Below are 17,566 nucleotides of genomic sequence, written 5' to 3' on the forward strand. Positions count from 1 at the left end.
TCTCCTCGCTCATCTCGCGTGGGCTTACCGGCGTGCGCCTGGTGACCGGCGACCGGTGCGCCGGACTGGTGAACACCGTCAGTGAACTCCTGCCACAGGCCCGCTACCAGCGGTGCATGGTGCACTTCATGCGCAACGTGCTCTCGAAAGTCTCCCCTCGTCACACCCGATGGGCCGGGGACGCGCTCAAGGCCGTGTTCGCGATGGAATCACGCGAATCGGCGTTGGCCAAGGCCGAGCAGGTCGCCACCGAGATGGAGGAGCGGAAACTCAGGGAGGCCGCCAAGTGCCTGCGCGAGGGCATCGACGAGACCACCACGTACCTGCTCAAGGATTACCCGGTCGAGCATCGCCGGCGCATCCGAACGAACAACATGATCGAACGGTTGAACCGGGAGATCCGCAGGAGAACCCGCGTGGTGGGCGCTTTCCCGGATGGTAGATCGGCATTGATGCTCATCACTGCGAGAATCCGCTACGTCACCGGCAACCAGTGGTCGACCCGCCGCTACCTGGACATGTCCCGACTCCACGACACCATACAGGAAGCGAACTGACAACGCACACAGGAAACAAAAACCAAAGTGCGCAAGAACCCGGGCACTACCCATTCTTTTATTCTCTATAATACTTTTTATTCAATTCACGGTCGTTATCATTGACAATTCTCCATTATTTGCTTTGTTCTTAGCACTTTTATACTCTTCAGTGGTTGCTCAAAGCCATGGATCAACGGCGTTATCTAAGTCGTATCGAACACGAGTAAATCGGAAATTTAAAAATATTTCATTACCTTGACAATTGTAAAAAACAATGAGTATTTACCAAATATCTACAGGATGATATCGTATCCGTCAATAAATGATTAAACGATTATCTGTGTACTCCGTATCCCCTGTGTCTCAGTCATCGTTAGCTATCGTTGCGAGGAGTCATACAAGCACAGCGCTTGTATGACAAATTACTCAATATTGATAGTTCCATAATTGATTAATTGTCCGTAAACAGTCAAGGAGCCGTCAAAGAGTTTTGTCTTATATGGCCTTTTATATGTCAACTTATGAATGTATGTGTTGTCAATTGGAGGAATTCGGCTAGAGCTCAAATTCATATAACTCTGCAGAGCCAATGTATTCACATTATTGATTGGTACATTATTTATCATCTCTCGAAATTGAACAAAGTGCTGGTATGCGATTTTGAGAAAAGTTTCACACATAAAATAATCAATTAATCGATTCTCAGTCTTCCAATATTGTTCATAGCAGTCAATAACATATTTGAATAGCGGATTTCCCTCTTTACCGGCAATAAAGTAGAAAGTCCAATGTTTTGAAAATGCACCGGATGGTGGGTCCACCAAACGTGAGGCAGAATAGAAATCATACTTCATAATTTCTGAAGAAAGAGAATTGCTCAGATAAGCGCTAGCATCTAGCCAAACGCCTCCATGTTCATAAAGCAATTTGAAACGCATGTAATCAGATAAGTTGGTCATGGATATAGTTCCCGATTGAATCTTAGAAAGGAGTGGCAGAGGTATCTGAATAAATTGTTTGTAGTTTTCCCTACTGATTATATGAACGGTTCTGTTGTTAGCGTTCCTCTGAATACTATCAATACATCTTCTGACAAGATACGGAGTAGTATCGTCAATCCCTTGCCACCACATGAGCCACACTGGACCGTCATTTATGCATGCATGATTCGATGAACTTTGTTGTATTGGCACCTTGCAGCAAACTTCCTCGAATAGTCTGTCTCTAAGTTTCGAATAATAGGCGACGTCACTAACGAACGGCAAATAGGTCATCGCTCTTTGAAGAGCAAATACCAAACCATACTTTTGATAAACGAACCAAGATGTTTCAAATATCTGTTTGAACTTGTTAGTGATTTTTTGAGTTAATCTCATGCATCAGTCCTTCTTCTCATGTGTTACCACGTCTCCAATTTCTTTCAGTCACCAACACCCATTTCTGACATACATACCCGATACAAGCAAACAAAGATCTGAAAAATTGCTTATTGAGGGCCACAGTACCCGTAATTGCCTGGGTCGCGAGAATTAGTCATTTTCTCAGCTTGATTCCTAACTATCTGTGTATTAGCAGACAGACTTTTCGTCGATTGCGTATCGATGATTTCGTGAAGCCGGGACATATTCGCCCAACATCGAGTTAATCAGCCGTTGAAATTCATGGATACGATTTTCTAGCTTATTAGAACCAGTATCGGAATCGGTATGCTCAACCGCGTGGATTCTTCTTCTTTATGCACCACACCTAAGGACGTTCAACCATGCAACTAGGGATAAAGGTTTAGATGTTGACACATCGAAGGAGACGCCTTCAGAGATGAGATTCGTTACCTCACAGAAAATTTGAACTGGTTCCAAGCGAATTCATTAGGTTCAATACTAAAGCCTTGCGTTTGGATTTCTGGGAAAACGATACTCGCAGCACCATCAAAAATCGGCATCAATGTACAAGAATTCCGCCTCGATGCAACAATCGATTTTGTATTATGGATCTTTCTAGTTTGTCTGATTAGGTTTTCGCTGCTATCTTATCTGCCTCTTACACCTCTAGAAATCTTAAGAAAATTCACAAGCAAAGATATATGCAATTCAGGATATTATCGAAACATAAGTGGATGGTAAGCCACGGAATTTCGCGTACTGTCAATGACCCTAGCGACACACTCTAAAAATTGATTATTGAATATGTCGTAGCCAACTCATTTCAGGTCACACACACGTTATAAAGTCAAATTACCCGAATCCGTTTCATAATCGTAGTCACAACATACAATAAGAGGAATCTCAGATGCCTTCCAAGCCATTAGTCAGCGTGATAGTGCCCGTGTACAACATACCTAATGACTTGTTAAGCAGGTGTTTCAATGCGTTAGCAGTACAAACTTATACGAACATGGAGATCATTGTAATAGATGATGGTTCTACAATTGAAGGAAATAAAACAATTTGTGACGCTTTCCAATCTAACCATTCTCAATTTTCGGTAGTTCATAAAAATAACGAGGGAGTGTCAACTGCAAGAAACATCGGCATAGAAAAATCCAAAGGTAAGTGGGTAACATTCATCGATTCAGATGATTGGATAGAACCAGATTACATAGAAAAGCTAATATCATTTACAAACACCAATAAAATGGCTGACATCGTGTTCTGTGACTGCACTGTAGAGTATGAAAACCGAAGTGTGAAAAATTCATTCGTTCCGCATAACTTTAAAAGATTCTTGAATTCGAAACACGATCGTCAACTTCTCCTTTTAGAAATGCTGGGGCAAAACAAGTTCTATAATCCGCCAGAAATCGGAATAGGCGTGCCATGGGGAAAGTTATATAGGCGTAATTTTCTCAAGGACAACAACATTGTATTCGAAAGGAACTTAAGACGAATGCAAGATAACGTTTTTAATCTTTATGCATTCAAACTGGCCAAATCAATTGTTTACGTTCCCCAGTATCTTTATCACTATAATAATTTAGAGATGAGTGTAAGCCATAGATTCAATACACGAATTATAGAGGATTTCGATAAAGTTCATGACTCGACAGCACAATTTCTTAAAAAATTCCCTTTCGACAATGCTCTGGAGCGGGGATATCGCTCTCGTGTAGTTCAAAGCCTTCATCCTATTTTACGTAGTTATTTTTTCCACAAAGATTATTCGAATAACTACTCTACGAGGTATCAAGAAATAAGGAAGCTCATTTCTAAAGAACCTTATAAAACAGCTTTGGAGCATTTGCCTGTCAGCAGTTTGCCACCAAAAATGCTCGTATTCTCTTTACTCTTGAAGTTGCATCTGTTGCTAATAATGCAGATGATAATTTCCAAGGAGAACAATTAGGCATAAAGATTGACACTATTGCAGCTAATCCAACTTATACTCGCTAATCTATCTATTCCATTACTTGGTTAGTCCAAATCGAACAGTAGATTGAATATTATTATTCATGAAAACTTGGGTTATAGGCAGGAAATGTTTGAAACAACTAATACTAAGAACGATTTTCCTTTGACTATTGTTATTCCTGCAAGAGGAACAAGCTCAACGTTATCGCGTCTCTTTGTATCAATAGAGCGAGAAGCGGTGAAAACGAACGTGCTTGTTGTAGATGATAATTATTCAGAATATGAAAAGAGCGAACTAGCTAAAACAGTAGCTTCGTTTGCTAAAAAATCACTGAATAATACATATAGAGTAATTCCAAATTATGGCAAATACGCTGGTGGAGCTCGCAATACCGGAATTAATGCGACAACAACAAAATGGTTGCTTTTCGCTGATGGTGATGATTTCTTTTCACATGGTTGGTATAAATGCGTTGCTCAATATTTTTGTTCACCCTTTGATGTTGTTTTTTTTGGATCAACATCATTCAATGAATCAACTGGAATGCTTGGACAACGCCACCGTCGTTATGCATGGGCTGTTAAGAAATACGAAGATAAAAAGAGTGTTAGGAATGAGTTACGTCTTCGCTATGATTTTCCCGTCCCTTGGTGCAAATTAATGAAAACATCTCTGATTAAAAATACTCATATCAAGTTCGATGAAATTATTGCTAATGAAGATGTGAACTTTTCACTAGAACTAGGTAAAAATGCCAATTCCATCATGGCAGACAAAACATGCATATATGTTGTGACTGAAAGCAAGAGTTCATCGATGCAGCAGGTTGATTATGAGAGAAGCAAGGCGCGGATCTCTGTCGCTTTGAAGGCACAAGACTTTTTGATTAATGAAACTGATTATCGGCATTGTCATATTTCGATTTTCTATTGGTACTTACTTGCAATTAAATCTGGTCTGACTCATGACGAACTTAGCAATCTCAGAGAGTTCATTAAATCCAATAACGCTTCATTGTTTTCAAAGAATATTCTTCTTTGCTGCAAACAAATATTGCAACTTGCAATTGTCAAACTAAATAATGCTGTTCATAGACACTGAATCAATATCCGATGACGGTTTATCTCTAAACTCTAGATAAGGCAGTGTGGTGCTGAGTGTAGCTCCAGTGTTATCAAACCCTTACGCAGCAAAATCGATGTGCTTAATCGATTTTTTTCAATCCAAACTTCACTAAAACTTTTCCCAATATTGAAACTGTAACTGCTTCACGGAGCAAAATCAGAATTCCTAAGTATATGATTGCAAAAATGCCACAAGAGAGAATAACTGATAATAATGGATTCAATATCGCAAGCGAACAATTTGCAGCATAGGTTATGGCTGTGGACAATAACACAGCAAGAGCTAATTTCTGTAGTTGCGCTTCCCTAAATAATGGGAAAATTGTTTTACGCAAAAAATAAATATTGAGAATTAACGCAAACAATTGAGTCAAAACAATACTGATGGCAGCTCCCACTCCTCCCCAGATTGGTATAAAGAAATAACAGATTATGATTGACAAAATTAATGTCGAAAATGTCACTACTGCAAATGTCTTCTCTTTATTTGTCGCTGTCAGATCTTGACTCAAAAGGATATTGATGGGAACTAAAAAAAGAACCGGAGAAAGAAAATAAAGTGGGATTGCTGAGCCTCGAAATTCATTTCCTCCTAAAACTGTGACAATGTCATTGCCAGATAGCAAACAGATAGAAATGAATGGAAGGCTGATAAGCATAACAAAATTTATGTATTTCACCATCAATCGGTTGAATTTTTCAGCATTACTCTTTCCAGAGAAAAAGGAGAGCCTAGGAAGCATAACACTTCCGACAGAACCTATAGCAGCATTAAGTACACCTTTGATCTTAAAAGCCAGTTGATATATACCAACTACCGATGTTGTACTCAAAAAACCAAGCATGACTATGTCAATTTGACTGTATATACCTGATGACACACTTGAAATAGCAAAGGACAGTATTGGTTTAAAATGCCTTCTGAGATCCCATTTTCCTTCTTTTTTGAAGGAAATGAGCTTACGCAGCCTCAGCATGTTCACGACGTTTGAACCGTATCCAGCGATAACCGTAACCAATCCGTACATCACATAGTCTGATGCATTCCTCACCAACAGAAACATTGCGATGAGTGAAACAATTTTGAATGCAATGTTTCTCACCGTTATATAGCCATACTGTTCTATCGCTTGATAGAACCAGTCAATGCCGAAAGATGACAGCCAAATGCCGGAACTGAATATGAGCATCAAACTTGTTTCTTCGCGCATTTTAGGAACGAAGAATATCGCGAGAATAAAAACAAGATAGACAATGGTCGTCGTACATAGCAAAATGACCAGTAATTCTTGAACCGTCTTGCTGAGTTGCTTATAATCATCACGCACCCTTGCGCACTCACGCACTCCATAAACGGTGATGCCCATGACCGCAAATAAAGAAAAGTAGCCAATCAGACTCTGCGCAAAAGCCACTGCACCAGTTCCGCGAGTGCCTAAAACTCTTGAAGCATAGGGAACAGTCACCAATGGAAAAATGAATGACGACGAGGTCAAAATCATGTTCATCAACACGTTGAACTTAACAGACCTTATCTTAGGCTTGTGCTCCAAGGGCTTCTCTTCATTCACTCGTCTTAGCATACTCGATTGTCATACCCTCGATGCATACACTTACTGTTGAGTTTACAAATAATCTGAGGAATCACTACGTATAATTCAGTATTCAGCGTATGTTTTAACATATATATTCCCACTCCTCCACACTCCCCTACCGAAAATGCGTGGCTTTCCCTCGTGCATCCCGCAGATAATCCCACGCTTGATACAGCCTCTTTTTGCCGATGAGCTTTGACAGCACGAGCAACCTTGACATTGTTTCGCCATAGTCCGATGGGGGTTCGTGGGTTATAGAGGCTTTGTGCGATGTGGCTGAGGATTCCTTGTTGAGTCCATGCATCAATCGTTGGCTTGGCGTTGCGTCGCTGGTCATCGCTCAACTTGTGATACTCCCCCTCTCAATACCATGAGCGTATGATGCCGGTCTCTGGTCTGCGAGCAATGCATAACCGCAGGGTCTCGTGCTGAGACGCGAGATACAGATATCCCACATCCTTGCCGTCTTTCACGGCAACATAACCGAACACATTTTCGATCTCGCCATCGAAAAAGCCTGATTCTGCATATTCGTCGTGTTGCAGCCAAAGCTGATCGTAGAACCCTTTGATTGCGTCATCATAAGCCGCTTCTTTCCGAACGCACAGCGGAGGGAATGTAGTCATAATTCATGATGGCAATGAGGGAAAGCGCAAGCGTCTGTGTGATCGACTCTTTGGATTCGGTTTTTCGCGCTTCTTTGACAATTTGCTTGAGTCTCTCGAACATAATGTTCGGTTGATGGAAACCAGTGGAGAAGAGGGTCTGCAGAATCCTCACATCGTAATTCCGACTCAGATTCAGCTCCACCAAGTTCTCGGCATAGCTTTGTTCGTGGCTGATGGATGTCAGATCAACGTGACGGCTGCGAAGTGACGCAGTCAAGCACCATCTACTCTTCAGCCCACTTGTCTACCGCCCCCTCGTAACCGCTGCAGGGAACCAGATTTCCTGATTGCCCACGAGGATTTCTCATTGGTAGGAGCCATGGCTGCGAAGCGCCAGGGAGCAGCGCTATAAACCAGGCGAAGCAATCAAGCACATAGGATCCGACCTGCCAAAAATACGAGATATTCGGCGCATGCTCAGCGATGAAACATTCCATGTTGACCTTAGGAACGAGTCCCCATTCCCCAATGGAGGAACCATCACCTGTGTCTGCACGATTCCCATTCTGAAACCTCATGCACTGAACTTCACCTATGACGAATCTTCCAATGAGACTTTCACGGCACGCTACCGCGGCACACTGTACTTCCAGGAATTCGAGCAGGTGACATCGTAGGAGATCCACATTCGTGGCCGAGGGACTCCCCCACCACGCTCAGCTTCACGAATTCCCCAGCACAAATCCATATTCTCCGTAATGATATGGACTGATTTGCACTGGACTGTCTCCCTATTGGGTTTCATGGCTGGCGGCGGCCATCGCGAGGTCTTGATTATCCGATCGGTATTCGGTCTCGATCACGACACCGCTACTTGCGATAGCCCCTGCAAGTTCACACCACATAGAATCGATGCGATCGCTTGACGAAACCGATGCGCGAGCCCAATCCTATTGTCCGTTCTGACTTAACCATGCATTCGAATTGATATGCCAAACCTCCGCTGACAACACCTGACATGATTCCACCCTCATAGCAAGCAACACAAGAAGCCACGGTAATGCGTTGCGCAAGATAGACATGTTTGGGAAAATGGAAATTCATCATGACATTATGATGTTATAATTATTTTACGGATCAGCCCAAACGTTTCATTGTTACTGATCCACTTGTTTCACCAACGAAGGGGAAGCAAGAACACATCGATGGCAGAGGACTCCGAGTTGAGTAATTCAGATGTCATCCGCGAGTTGCAAAGGAGCTACGGTGCTTAATCAGTTTTTCACAAACGGTACGATGCTGTATTCGCGAAGCGTGACCGGGTGGGAAGAAGCGGTTGACCTTGTCACGCAACCGCTGTTGTCGCGTGAAACCATCAGACCGCAGTATGTCGACGCGATTAAGAAATCCATATCCTCGCCAGGCGGCACCTATATTGACCTTGGATACGGCATTGCATTGGCTCACGCTCGCCCAGAAATGGGAGTGGTAAAAACCTCACTTGCTGTACTGCACGTGTCACAGCCCTTTCTGCTGGCGGATTCGCCTGAGCATCGGATTACCACACTGTTCTGCCTCGCGGCAGAAAGCAATGAACGTCATCTGGAATTGATGAAGGAACTCGCATCCCTGCTGAGCGACGCAAGGTGGCGTCAGCAACTCGAATCAGTCAGCAATGAAGAAGAATTACGGTGTGTTTTCACCGGGGAAGAAGATAACTCATGAAATTTCTAGCTGTTTGCAGCACAGGCCTGGGCTCCAGTTTCATCACGCAGCTCAATGTAGAGAAAGCTCTGAGGGAACTTGGCGTTCAGGGCATCGAAACCGATCACAGCGATCTGGGCTCGGTTTCACAGGGTGATGCGGATGTGATCGTGGTCGGACGAGACATTGCAGAGGCTGCATCAGGCCTTGGCGACGTCATCGTTCTCGACAGCCTCATCGATATGAAGGAAATAACCCAAAAAGTCTCATCCGCACTTGAACGTCACGGAATCACCGTGCCAGAAAAGGAGCAGAAGCAATGAACGGCGTACTCAAGGTTCTACTCGACATATTTCGTCAACCTGCGGTAATCGTCGCCCTGATATCCCTGATCGGTCTGAGCGTGCAGCGCAAACCCCTCACTGACATCATGAAGGGAACCATTCGAACCTTCGTCGGCTTTCTGGTGCTGGCAGCAGGTGCCGGAGTGGTCAGCGGGGCACTCACCCCATTCGGAGACATGTTCCAGGAGGCTTTCCATGTCCAGGGCGTGGTGCCGAATAACGAGGCCATCGTGGGAACGGTACTGGTGCAATACGGCTCTGTCGCCGCGTTGATCTTCTTCCTCGGCATGGTGATCAACATCCTGCTATCGGCGACAACCCGATTCAAATACGTCTATCTCTCAGGGCATGTGGCCTTCTACATGGCAACCATGATCACTGTAATATTCGTTGCCGCGGGCTTCCCCACATGGGGAGTGCTGCTCTGGGGATCCATAGCTCAGGGTCTGATTGTGACGCTATCCCCAGCAATCGTGCAACCCTTCATGAAAGACGTCACCGGCACAGATGATGTCGCACTAGGACATACCGGAGGAGCAGGCATCGCACTGGGCGGTCTGGTGGCTCGATTGACCCGCAGCAAGAAACACCCTTCGAAATCCACGGAGGACATTCACTTCCCCTCCGGTCTCGGATTCCTGCGGGACACCACTGTGATCGTCGCACTGTCGATGGGCATCATCTATGTGATCGTGGCGCTCTTTGCCGGACCGACATACATTGAGTCCAAGCTCAGCAGCGGAGAGAATTTCCTAGTGTTCTCAGTGATTCAAGCAGCAACCTTCTCCGCGGGTGTGTTCATCATTCTCGCTGGGGTGCGAGTGGTTTTGGGCGAGATTATTCCAGCTTTCAAGGGCATCAGTGAGCATCTGGTCAAGGATGCCAAACCTGCTCTTGATGTTCCAGTCACCTTTACCTTCGCTCCAAACGCAGTGATGATCGGATTCCTCTCAAGCTTTGTCGGAGGCATTGTTGGGATGACCATAATGGCTGTAGCTGGCACAACGATAATCATTCCTGGCATTGTCGCTCACTTCATGACAGGCGGCGCTACAGGAGTGATTGGCAATGGAGCCGGCGGACGACGCGGAGCAATACTGGGATCGTTTGTCAACGGTCTCGCCATCACCTTCCTGCCGCTACTACTGTTGCCCGTTCTCGGCAGCGTCGGACACGCAAACGCCACGTATTCCGACGCTGATTTCGGCGTTGCCGGCGTATTCCTTGGGTACCTCAACCGAGCCGGTGGGCAGATTGCCATCATCGCAGGATTGGTGATATCCGTGATTTTGGTCTATGTGGTTTCCTTCCTCCTCGGACGCCGCAAGACCGCGAGCGCACAAGCAACGAAGTAAATACCCCCAGGCCACTCTCGCACCGACATTGATGCAATCGCGGTCGAGGGTGGCCTGCACCATATCCGTGTAGCAGCAAGCACATGCGGACAAGAGTATGGCCACCAAATCCTTCAACCGAAAGGAGTGACCGATGGACTCGAATATCGGCATTCCAAAATACATCACCGTCAGGGATCATCTTCGTCAGCGTTTGACGAGCATGCAGGCAGGCGAACAACTGCCCACCGAGGCTGAGCTATGCACACAGTACAACGTCAGCCGCATTACCATCCGCCGTGCGGTTGATGACCTGATTCGTGATGGCGCACTGGTGCGAAAGCAAGGCAGCGGAACATTCAAAACCAGGGATGACCCATCCACTGGAGAGGTACTCAGCGAACACATCCGCGGTTTTTTTCGTCAACAGTCCGATCTGGGGCGCAAGGTATACACGAAGGTCTTGCAAAACCATCTTATCAATGACGCGCTGATCGCTGCCAAACTCGATCTTCATGACGATGCCGACATCATCGAGCTCGAGCGCTTGCGCTATGTCAATGACGAGCTGCAGCAGCATGTGGCCACTTACCTACCGGCTCAGCGTTTTTCGGCCGTTCTTGAGCATGACTTCTCGCACGGATCACTCTATGAATTCATTGAGCAATCCTATGCAATCGAGCTGTCACGCAATGAGGTTGTGGTGAGAATCGAGAAGGCCGACCCTGCAGTCGCAAGCTTCTTCGGCATCCCTTCCGAAAGCTCGGTGTTGGCAATGGATTCGACGGTTTTCGATACTTTCGGCTCTACCATTGCCTTCGGCACCGCACTCCACCCACCGGAGCACAGCGAAGTCAGATTCATTATCACCAACCGCTCATGAGACTGAAGTAATCGGAACAAGTACCCCTGCCAGCGTCAATTCCTATCACTATTTATCCGATTCTTCATCCGAACATGTCCCATTGTCCGGAGCAGAGTTCCAAAGTCTCTACGATTTCGCCAAAGTGCGAATCTACTGAGCTTCTACGGCAGTCCACCTTTGACTTCTCCCTGCGCAATATTCGCAAATTACAGATACCGAGATCACCTTATTCTCTAGGTGCCTGGTTCGGTGTAACATCCCGATTCACGCGATACAGGACCGGAACCAACTGTCGAGCAGTCGGGTTCTCAAACTCACACGCGCAACAAATCGCACCACGAAGGGGCTCCCGTATTCCCGAGCTTCCCACTGTGCCTCGTCACCGGTGCTTTTGTCTTGATGATGCGGTCCAGACAATCCTGGGCACTGGGTGAGTATTCTTTGCCTTGCTTTCTATCTTTTATGGCATTCAAATTCATCAAAGCCAAAAGCACTATTTCGAAGACATTTGCCGCGTCAACGGTTTATGGAGTGCTACAACGATGAGCAGCAAACTGTATCATCGTCGAGATACCTTGCATTCCTGCTACATCCATCACGCCCGACACCACCAGCGCACGTTCAATCGTTTCATTCCTAACTCCCCCACACACAAGGCAAGCAAGTGGCTGGGGGTTCAAAACTCGACTCAATCAGTTCACTAAAGAACCACGACTAACCTATGCGCATATTAGTGATTACAACTTCACAAGGAATCATTCGAATGCTCAATTTCTGCTCAGCAGCCGTTTTGCAGCACTAACAATGAGGCAACGGGGATTGGCTCACATTGTCGCAAACGCTGTATTATGGACTCGGTGTATTTATTTTTGGGATCCTTGAACCAGTCAGAACATCAGGGACGATGTAAGTCACAAGAAGAAGGGTCAGATATGGGATATCGATACTTTTCACTACGAAACGATGGCAGACTTCCCGTGCATATCACGCTCTCATGGGATCAAGCAGCCTGGATGCAACGAAACATTATCCGCAGATCCCGCGAACTACCCGCAACGCATGAGTTCTCGCTCTCAGATCCACCCTCCGTGCGCGACATCAATGTCGACCTGAACCGGCAAGAATTCCATATCGACCTTCGCCAAGAGGCATCCTTCCCGAATGGTGCAACAATTTCGTGCAGATGCGAAATCCCTGGGTTGACATCCAAAACGCTTGAGTTCACCTATGATGCAGACTCAAATGACACCTTCGGCACACGCTTCTTCGGAAACCCATTTTTCCAGAGTTTCGAACAGGAGACAAACTAGTCTCTTCATGGCGAGCGGAATCATCCACTAATTCAGACATCGAAAGTACCGAAAGCATCGAAAGATCAATATCAGCTTTCCACCAGAAGCCACTTTTCGGAATATCTTGAAACTGCCCGCACACAAAGATCACAACTAATCCAGCACCCTTGAATCGATTTCCGATTTCATCGTCTCGTTCTTGATCTACACGCTGCTGCAATACTGCATGATTTATATTGTGTATATTGATGCACTCTACTTCTCAATTATGCGAGAAGGAAATCATGGGGAGCGAATCAAAAGCAGACAAAATCGCCGTTCCATCTCGCAAAGAACTCATGAATTGCACGAGGTAGGTACTGTCTGAGCACGTGAACGAAATCGATTTGCCGAGCTGACGACCGTCATCCCGAGCATCCCACCCAACCATCATCCAGAACATCACACCCAACCGTCATCCCGAGCGTAGTCGAGGGATCTCCGCTGTTGGCATCTCATGGCATGAGATCTCTCGACTCCGCTACGCTTCGCTCGAGATGACGGTGAGGTCCTAAGTGCAGCTCGAAACGACGGTGGGATTCCAAGTGCTGCTTGGGATGACGACGAAAAGAAACACTCGAGACGAGCTGACTGTGCTTGGGATAACGAGGTAGATCTCAAGATATGTGCCATTCGGAAAACCTACACACCAAAACCGGAAGAGTCCCTTGTTGTATGTTTTATTTGCAGCTCTAAACTTGGTCATAAGGGGAAAGGCCGACTATGGGGTATCGGCATGTGAAACTCTCCAACGGAGGTACCTACGTTGCGCGCATGCAACTCTCCTGAAGGGTCAATGTCGATGGAAGGCTGGTTACCGGCATCTATGAACCGTCAGGATATCATGACATTACAATAGGCAAATCGCGGACAATTGATATGAAAGACGAAGCCACAGCTTCTCGATGCAACCCCTTCTTTCAAATAATTAACACGTAATTTCCCAATTATGTGTTAATCCATGTTGATATATGTGAAAATACGATATATCATGAGTCGCATGTTAGGAAAATATAAAATTTCAGCATTGGACGCCGTCATTACATCAGGCGTCTTGGTAATTGTTCGTCTCGACGATCACGAGGATGCACTGAAGGTTTGCAAAGCTGCAATCCGCGGTGGCGTCAAAGCAATTGAGGTCACCCTTTCGACCCCAGGTGCGTTCGACATCATTCACACGCTTTCAACCGAATTCGCAGATGAAAATGTGGTCATTGGTGCGGGAACCGTTCTCGACCCAGCATCCGCATACAAGTCCATCACATGCGGCGCACGAATGCTTGTCAGCCCCAATCTCAATCCTGAGATGATTCGCACTGCGAATCGATATCAGGCGGTTTCGATCAGCGGTGCAATGACTCCAAGCGAAGTTGTCAATACTCTGGAGGCAGGCGCCGACATCGTCAAACTATTCCCCAGCGAAGTAACCGATCAAACGTTTATCAAAACCGTGTCATCACCACTCCCATGGGCTCCGCTCATGCCTTCAGGTGGTGTAACTGCAGACAATGCAGCCGAGTGGATCAATGCAGGGTCTTTGATTCTTGGTGTTGGAAGCTACATAACCAAGGCCGCTCGCAAGGACGGGAACTACGAACATGTCACACAGGCAGCGGCAACAATGCTTTCAGCCGTTGCGAAAGCTCGCCAAGCCCAAAAGGCATAGGCAGCACACATTCAATGCATTCCAATATTTCTGCAAACAAAGGAAGTTTTCAGAAATATTGGAATGCTTAGCAACTCTTTTCTTATAAACATCAGTTTCATAACTCAATATATTGGTATCAGAACACGAAGGAGTGTACTCATGGATGCCCACGCGCAAGCGATCACAGCAGATCGGACAGTATCTCAAGACGATTCGGACACGCAACGCAGCAAAAAGTTGCGTTGGTTCTTCATCGCCTTGCTGGTCATCGGTGGAGTAGTGAATTATCTCGACCGGAGTAACCTCAGCATTGCAAACACAACCATTGCAAAAGAATTCAACTTGGATTCCACACAAATGGGATTGATTCTTGCCGCATTTTCTTGGCCATACGCAATAGCCAATCTTCCAGCCGGCTATCTTGTCGATAAGTTTGGTCCAAAGCGAATCTATTCCTGGGCAGCAACGCTCTGGTCCGTTGTCTCGCTACTCAGTGCAACGGCGAGCACTTATGGCCTCTTCTATGCGTTCAGAGTTGCACTCGGCATCTCAGAATCGCCATTCTTCACCGCCGGTCTGAAAGTGTGCGATAACTGGTTTGACGAGAAGGAGAAGGCACTCCCTGTCTCCATCGTCAACACCGGTTCACAGATAGCCAATGCCATTGCACCTCCGCTCCTGACCATCTTGCTCATCAAAATCGGCTGGAGAGGCATGTTCCTCATCATCGGTGGACTTGGACTCTTGGTCACCGTTATCTGGATGGTCTGCTATCGCAACCCATCGGTGAAGGAAATTGCTGCCATCAAAGGTGAGGACTGGCAGAAGCAGGCCGCTTCTGAGAAGCAGAACAAGCAGCAGAATTCACAATCAGGTGCAAACAAGAAAAGCTGGATCAGCCTGTTCAAGCAGTCTCAGACATACTTCATGATTATCGGAGCCTTTGGCATTTTCTACACCGTGTGGGTATACCTCACCTGGCTGCCGACATATCTGCAAAAGGCAGAGGGCTTCGACTTGATGACATCGGGATGGCTTGCCATGCTGCCGTATCTGTGCGGGATCGTTGGCGTTCTCTGCGGTGGTTGGATTTCAGGAAAGATGCTCAAGATGGGTTACAGGACCATCACCTCGCGCAAGGTACCAATTGTCGCAGGGGCATTCCTCGCGGCATTCGCCGTGTTGCCCGTTGCATACATGCACAATGTGACCTTGACAATGATCCTGTTGTGCGTCGGCTACTTTGCATCCCAGATTCCAATCGGCTGCATGTGGACTCTCGCTTCGGACATCGCCGAACCGGATCAGGTCTCCTCACTCGGTGCAATCCAGAACTTTGGAGGCTTCGTCGGTGCTGCTGCCGCGCCTATGGTCACTGGTTACATTCTTGACCAGACCGGTCAAAACTTCACACTTGCATTTGTTGTCGCTGGAGTTCTGTTACTTGTCGGAGCATTCTCCTATCTCATCTTCGTGAATGAGCCAGCATCGAAGAAAAGAGGAATCGCACGATGAACACCATTGGGCAGACCCCTGTCTTCTTTGTCATAGGTCCTGCAGGATCAGGAAAATCATCGTTCGCAAGAGCTCTGGCAGTGCGCATTCATGGCGCATATCTTGACAAGGATGCGATTTGCAACACGTATACCGGCGTTCTCCTTGAAGAACACGGATATGACCCCTCCGAACGCGACGGCAACGCATATTATCGAGATGAGCTGATGCCCATTGAATATGAATCGTTGCTCAATGTCGGTTCATGCAACGCAAAACTTGGCATACCTGTCATCTTCGATGCGCCATTCGGTGCATTCTTCAACGATGTGAATTATGTCAAGAACATTGCCAGCAAGCACAACTGGCCTCAGCAGGTACATGCTGTTGTCATTCACATATCCGTTGATGGGAAAAAGGTGCATCAGCGTCTCATCGAACGAGGACTGAAACGTGACTCGTGGAAGCTCGACCATTGGGACTCCTTCTGGCCCAAGGCTTCCGGAGTGACCTGTACATGGCAGCAAGCGACGCACATAACGATTAACAACGATACCGATCGCGAAGACTTCACAAACGACGTCAATGCGGTCATCAAGACAATAACCAATTCATAACGTCCGAATACCATTCACAGCCCCACGAGGTTGGCATCAGAAATCGATGATTCATCTGATGCCAACCTCTTTTATCTCTATTCAGCGTGCACAAGAGTTATATGCGCAGTCTGACCTTGTGCAATATCCGACTGGGCACTCTGCGAAAGATCATCATCGGTGATGATCTCATCAAGTTCGTCAAGAGCCGCCACACGATACGATTCTCGAACTCCATATTTTGTACTGTCAGCTATGAGACATGTCGCCGTTGCACTGCGCATGGCCGCCTGCTTGAACTGCACCTTGTCCGTGCTTGTCGTGGTAACCCCATCGTCCAAATTCCAAGCTCCTGAACTCATGAAATATAAGTCCGCATTAATCTCTTCAAGCACTTTAGTCGCCAAGACGCCAGACGAGGAACGACTATCGCTATCAACCGCCCCACCAGTGTGGATCACGCTGATTCCCTGAGTGGTGAACAGCGAATCCACAACATAGAAATCGTTAGTGACAACGCACACGCCCCTACGTTGGACGAGAAAAGGCGTGAGAGCCTGACAGGTTGTTCCCGCATCGATAATCAACATCATGTTATCTTGTATCAGCTCCCCAGCCTGTTGGGCGATTGCACGCTTACGCGGCATTTCCAACGTACTGCGCTCAGTTCTTCCCCGTGGAGGAGCCTGGCTGATCCAAGAGGTCAGCTTGACTCCCCCCGGCGTCGAAATCACTCTTCCGCTTTGCTCCAAAGCTGCGATATCTCTGCGGATGGTCATATGCGACACACCAAAACGTTCAACCAAAGACTTGATAGTTGCCACACCGGCCTTGTGCAGCAGATCAATGATGATCTGTTGCCGTTGTGCAGGTATGAGCTGATTCTCCTCGCTTGCAATCGCATCTTCGCCCATAATGTTCTTCATACCAGAATGGTATCGCTAATACGGGCGGTGGCGCTCATCACCGAAGATTGATCCAACGTGCAATGATTGGTGGATTGGTTGATTATCGGATTGGTTGCAAGGTTGCAGGG

At 46.6% G+C, this 17,566-nt stretch carries 17 protein-coding genes; 13 read left to right on the forward strand and 4 right to left on the reverse strand.

Features of this window, described 5'->3' with window-relative positions:
* The coding region (locus tag BAQU_RS03250; RefSeq protein ID WP_211277101.1) for an IS256 family transposase at positions 1 to 557 on the forward strand (557 nt) is incomplete at its 5' end.
* A 404-nt stretch (positions 558 to 961) separates the two neighbouring features.
* Here BAQU_RS03250 and BAQU_RS03255 read toward each other — a convergent pair.
* Positions 962 to 1,915 carry a capsular polysaccharide synthesis protein gene (locus tag BAQU_RS03255; protein ID WP_094692723.1) on the reverse strand — a complete coding sequence of 318 codons (954 nt, stop codon included), beginning with the start codon at positions 1,913 to 1,915 and terminating at the stop codon, positions 962 to 964.
* A gap of 913 nt (positions 1,916 to 2,828) precedes the next feature.
* On the opposite strand from BAQU_RS03255, the gene BAQU_RS03260 reads away from it, so the two are divergent.
* Positions 2,829 to 3,881, forward strand: coding sequence for a glycosyltransferase (locus BAQU_RS03260; protein WP_094692725.1), 1,053 nt, complete (start codon positions 2,829 to 2,831; stop codon positions 3,879 to 3,881).
* A 132-nt stretch (positions 3,882 to 4,013) separates the two neighbouring features.
* Entirely contained in the window at positions 4,014 to 4,988 is a 975-nt protein-coding gene (locus BAQU_RS03265; protein ID WP_094692727.1) for a glycosyltransferase, read from the forward strand.
* Between the two features lie 103 nt (positions 4,989 to 5,091).
* Here the strand turns inward: BAQU_RS03265 and BAQU_RS03270 are convergent, their stop codons facing one another.
* Positions 5,092 to 6,582, reverse strand: coding sequence for a flippase (locus BAQU_RS03270; RefSeq protein WP_158215627.1), 1,491 nt, complete (start codon positions 6,580 to 6,582; stop codon positions 5,092 to 5,094).
* Between the two features lie 386 nt (positions 6,583 to 6,968).
* Positions 6,969 to 7,232 (reverse strand): hypothetical protein, encoded by a 264-nt coding sequence (locus BAQU_RS03280; RefSeq protein ID WP_094692733.1) that lies wholly within the window; start codon positions 7,230 to 7,232, stop codon positions 6,969 to 6,971.
* A 115-nt stretch (positions 7,233 to 7,347) separates the two neighbouring features.
* On the opposite strand from BAQU_RS03280, the gene BAQU_RS10670 reads away from it, so the two are divergent.
* From BAQU_RS10670 to BAQU_RS03335, 10 genes are all read left to right on the forward strand, one after another.
* A complete protein-coding gene (locus BAQU_RS10670; RefSeq protein ID WP_275542230.1) occupies positions 7,348 to 7,482 on the forward strand; it encodes a hypothetical protein in 135 nt (44 codons plus the stop codon).
* Between the two features lie 205 nt (positions 7,483 to 7,687).
* Positions 7,688 to 7,891, forward strand: coding sequence for a hypothetical protein (locus tag BAQU_RS03285; RefSeq protein WP_094692735.1), 204 nt, complete (start codon positions 7,688 to 7,690; stop codon positions 7,889 to 7,891).
* Positions 7,892 to 8,480: 589 nt separating this feature from the next.
* A complete protein-coding gene (locus tag BAQU_RS03295; RefSeq protein ID WP_244568416.1) occupies positions 8,481 to 8,939 on the forward strand; it encodes a PTS sugar transporter subunit IIA in 459 nt (152 codons plus the stop codon).
* Positions 8,936 to 9,241, forward strand: a complete 306-nt coding sequence (locus tag BAQU_RS03300; protein WP_094692741.1) for a PTS sugar transporter subunit IIB — start codon at positions 8,936 to 8,938, stop codon at positions 9,239 to 9,241. The genes BAQU_RS03295 and BAQU_RS03300 overlap by 4 nt, the downstream gene beginning before the upstream one ends.
* A complete protein-coding gene (locus BAQU_RS03305; RefSeq protein ID WP_094692743.1) occupies positions 9,238 to 10,617 on the forward strand; it encodes a PTS ascorbate transporter subunit IIC in 1,380 nt (459 codons plus the stop codon). The genes BAQU_RS03300 and BAQU_RS03305 overlap by 4 nt, the downstream gene beginning before the upstream one ends.
* A 133-nt stretch (positions 10,618 to 10,750) precedes the next feature.
* Positions 10,751 to 11,479 (forward strand): GntR family transcriptional regulator, encoded by a 729-nt coding sequence (locus BAQU_RS03310; RefSeq protein WP_094692745.1) that lies wholly within the window; start codon positions 10,751 to 10,753, stop codon positions 11,477 to 11,479.
* 914 nt (positions 11,480 to 12,393) lie between these two features.
* Positions 12,394 to 12,771 (forward strand): hypothetical protein, encoded by a 378-nt coding sequence (locus BAQU_RS03315; protein WP_094692747.1) that lies wholly within the window; start codon positions 12,394 to 12,396, stop codon positions 12,769 to 12,771.
* A gap of 1,012 nt (positions 12,772 to 13,783) precedes the next feature.
* The gene (locus BAQU_RS03325; protein ID WP_211277102.1) at positions 13,784 to 14,458 is read left to right on the forward strand and encodes a bifunctional 4-hydroxy-2-oxoglutarate aldolase/2-dehydro-3-deoxy-phosphogluconate aldolase; all 675 of its coding nucleotides are present in this window, start codon (positions 13,784 to 13,786) and stop codon (positions 14,456 to 14,458) included.
* Between the two features lie 141 nt (positions 14,459 to 14,599).
* Entirely contained in the window at positions 14,600 to 15,955 is a 1,356-nt protein-coding gene (locus BAQU_RS03330; RefSeq protein ID WP_094692751.1) for an MFS transporter, read from the forward strand.
* Positions 15,952 to 16,551, forward strand: coding sequence for a P-loop nucleotide/nucleoside kinase family protein (locus tag BAQU_RS03335; RefSeq protein WP_094692753.1), 600 nt, complete (start codon positions 15,952 to 15,954; stop codon positions 16,549 to 16,551). The genes BAQU_RS03330 and BAQU_RS03335 overlap by 4 nt, the downstream gene beginning before the upstream one ends.
* Positions 16,552 to 16,628: 77 nt before the next feature.
* Here BAQU_RS03335 and BAQU_RS03340 read toward each other — a convergent pair whose 3' ends face one another.
* Complete coding sequence (locus tag BAQU_RS03340; RefSeq protein WP_211277103.1) at positions 16,629 to 17,456, reverse strand: DeoR/GlpR family DNA-binding transcription regulator; 828 nt, start codon at positions 17,454 to 17,456, stop codon at positions 16,629 to 16,631.
* Positions 17,457 to 17,566 lie beyond the last annotated feature (110 nt).

Origin of the sequence: Bifidobacterium aquikefiri, from assembly GCF_002259795.1 — a bacterium.
In the GTDB taxonomy this organism is placed as follows: Bacteria; Actinomycetota; Actinomycetes; order Actinomycetales; family Bifidobacteriaceae; genus Bombiscardovia; species Bombiscardovia aquikefiri.

Excerpts from the sequence above, each read along its gene's own strand:
- BAQU_RS03260 (WP_094692725.1), top strand. The coding sequence starts at position 2,829 with ATGCCTTCCAAGCCATTAGTCAGCGTGATAGTGCCCGTGTACAACATA.
- BAQU_RS10670 (WP_275542230.1), top strand. The coding sequence starts at position 7,348 with ATGGAAACCAGTGGAGAAGAGGGTCTGCAGAATCCTCACATCGTAATT.
- BAQU_RS03315 (WP_094692747.1), top strand. The coding sequence starts at position 12,394 with ATGGGATATCGATACTTTTCACTACGAAACGATGGCAGACTTCCCGTG.
- BAQU_RS03305 (WP_094692743.1), top strand. The coding sequence starts at position 9,238 with ATGAACGGCGTACTCAAGGTTCTACTCGACATATTTCGTCAACCTGCG.
- BAQU_RS03325 (WP_211277102.1), top strand. The coding sequence starts at position 13,784 with ATGAGTCGCATGTTAGGAAAATATAAAATTTCAGCATTGGACGCCGTC.
- BAQU_RS03310 (WP_094692745.1), top strand. The coding sequence starts at position 10,751 with ATGGACTCGAATATCGGCATTCCAAAATACATCACCGTCAGGGATCAT.
- BAQU_RS03285 (WP_094692735.1), top strand. The coding sequence starts at position 7,688 with ATGCTCAGCGATGAAACATTCCATGTTGACCTTAGGAACGAGTCCCCA.
- BAQU_RS03340 (WP_211277103.1), bottom strand. The coding sequence starts at position 17,456 with ATGAAGAACATTATGGGCGAAGATGCGATTGCAAGCGAGGAGAATCAG.
- BAQU_RS03280 (WP_094692733.1), bottom strand. The coding sequence starts at position 7,232 with ATGACTACATTCCCTCCGCTGTGCGTTCGGAAAGAAGCGGCTTATGAT.
- BAQU_RS03255 (WP_094692723.1), bottom strand. The coding sequence starts at position 1,915 with ATGAGATTAACTCAAAAAATCACTAACAAGTTCAAACAGATATTTGAA.
- BAQU_RS03330 (WP_094692751.1), top strand. The coding sequence starts at position 14,600 with ATGGATGCCCACGCGCAAGCGATCACAGCAGATCGGACAGTATCTCAA.
- BAQU_RS03265 (WP_094692727.1), top strand. The coding sequence starts at position 4,014 with ATGTTTGAAACAACTAATACTAAGAACGATTTTCCTTTGACTATTGTT.
- BAQU_RS03300 (WP_094692741.1), top strand. The coding sequence starts at position 8,936 with ATGAAATTTCTAGCTGTTTGCAGCACAGGCCTGGGCTCCAGTTTCATC.
- BAQU_RS03335 (WP_094692753.1), top strand. The coding sequence starts at position 15,952 with ATGAACACCATTGGGCAGACCCCTGTCTTCTTTGTCATAGGTCCTGCA.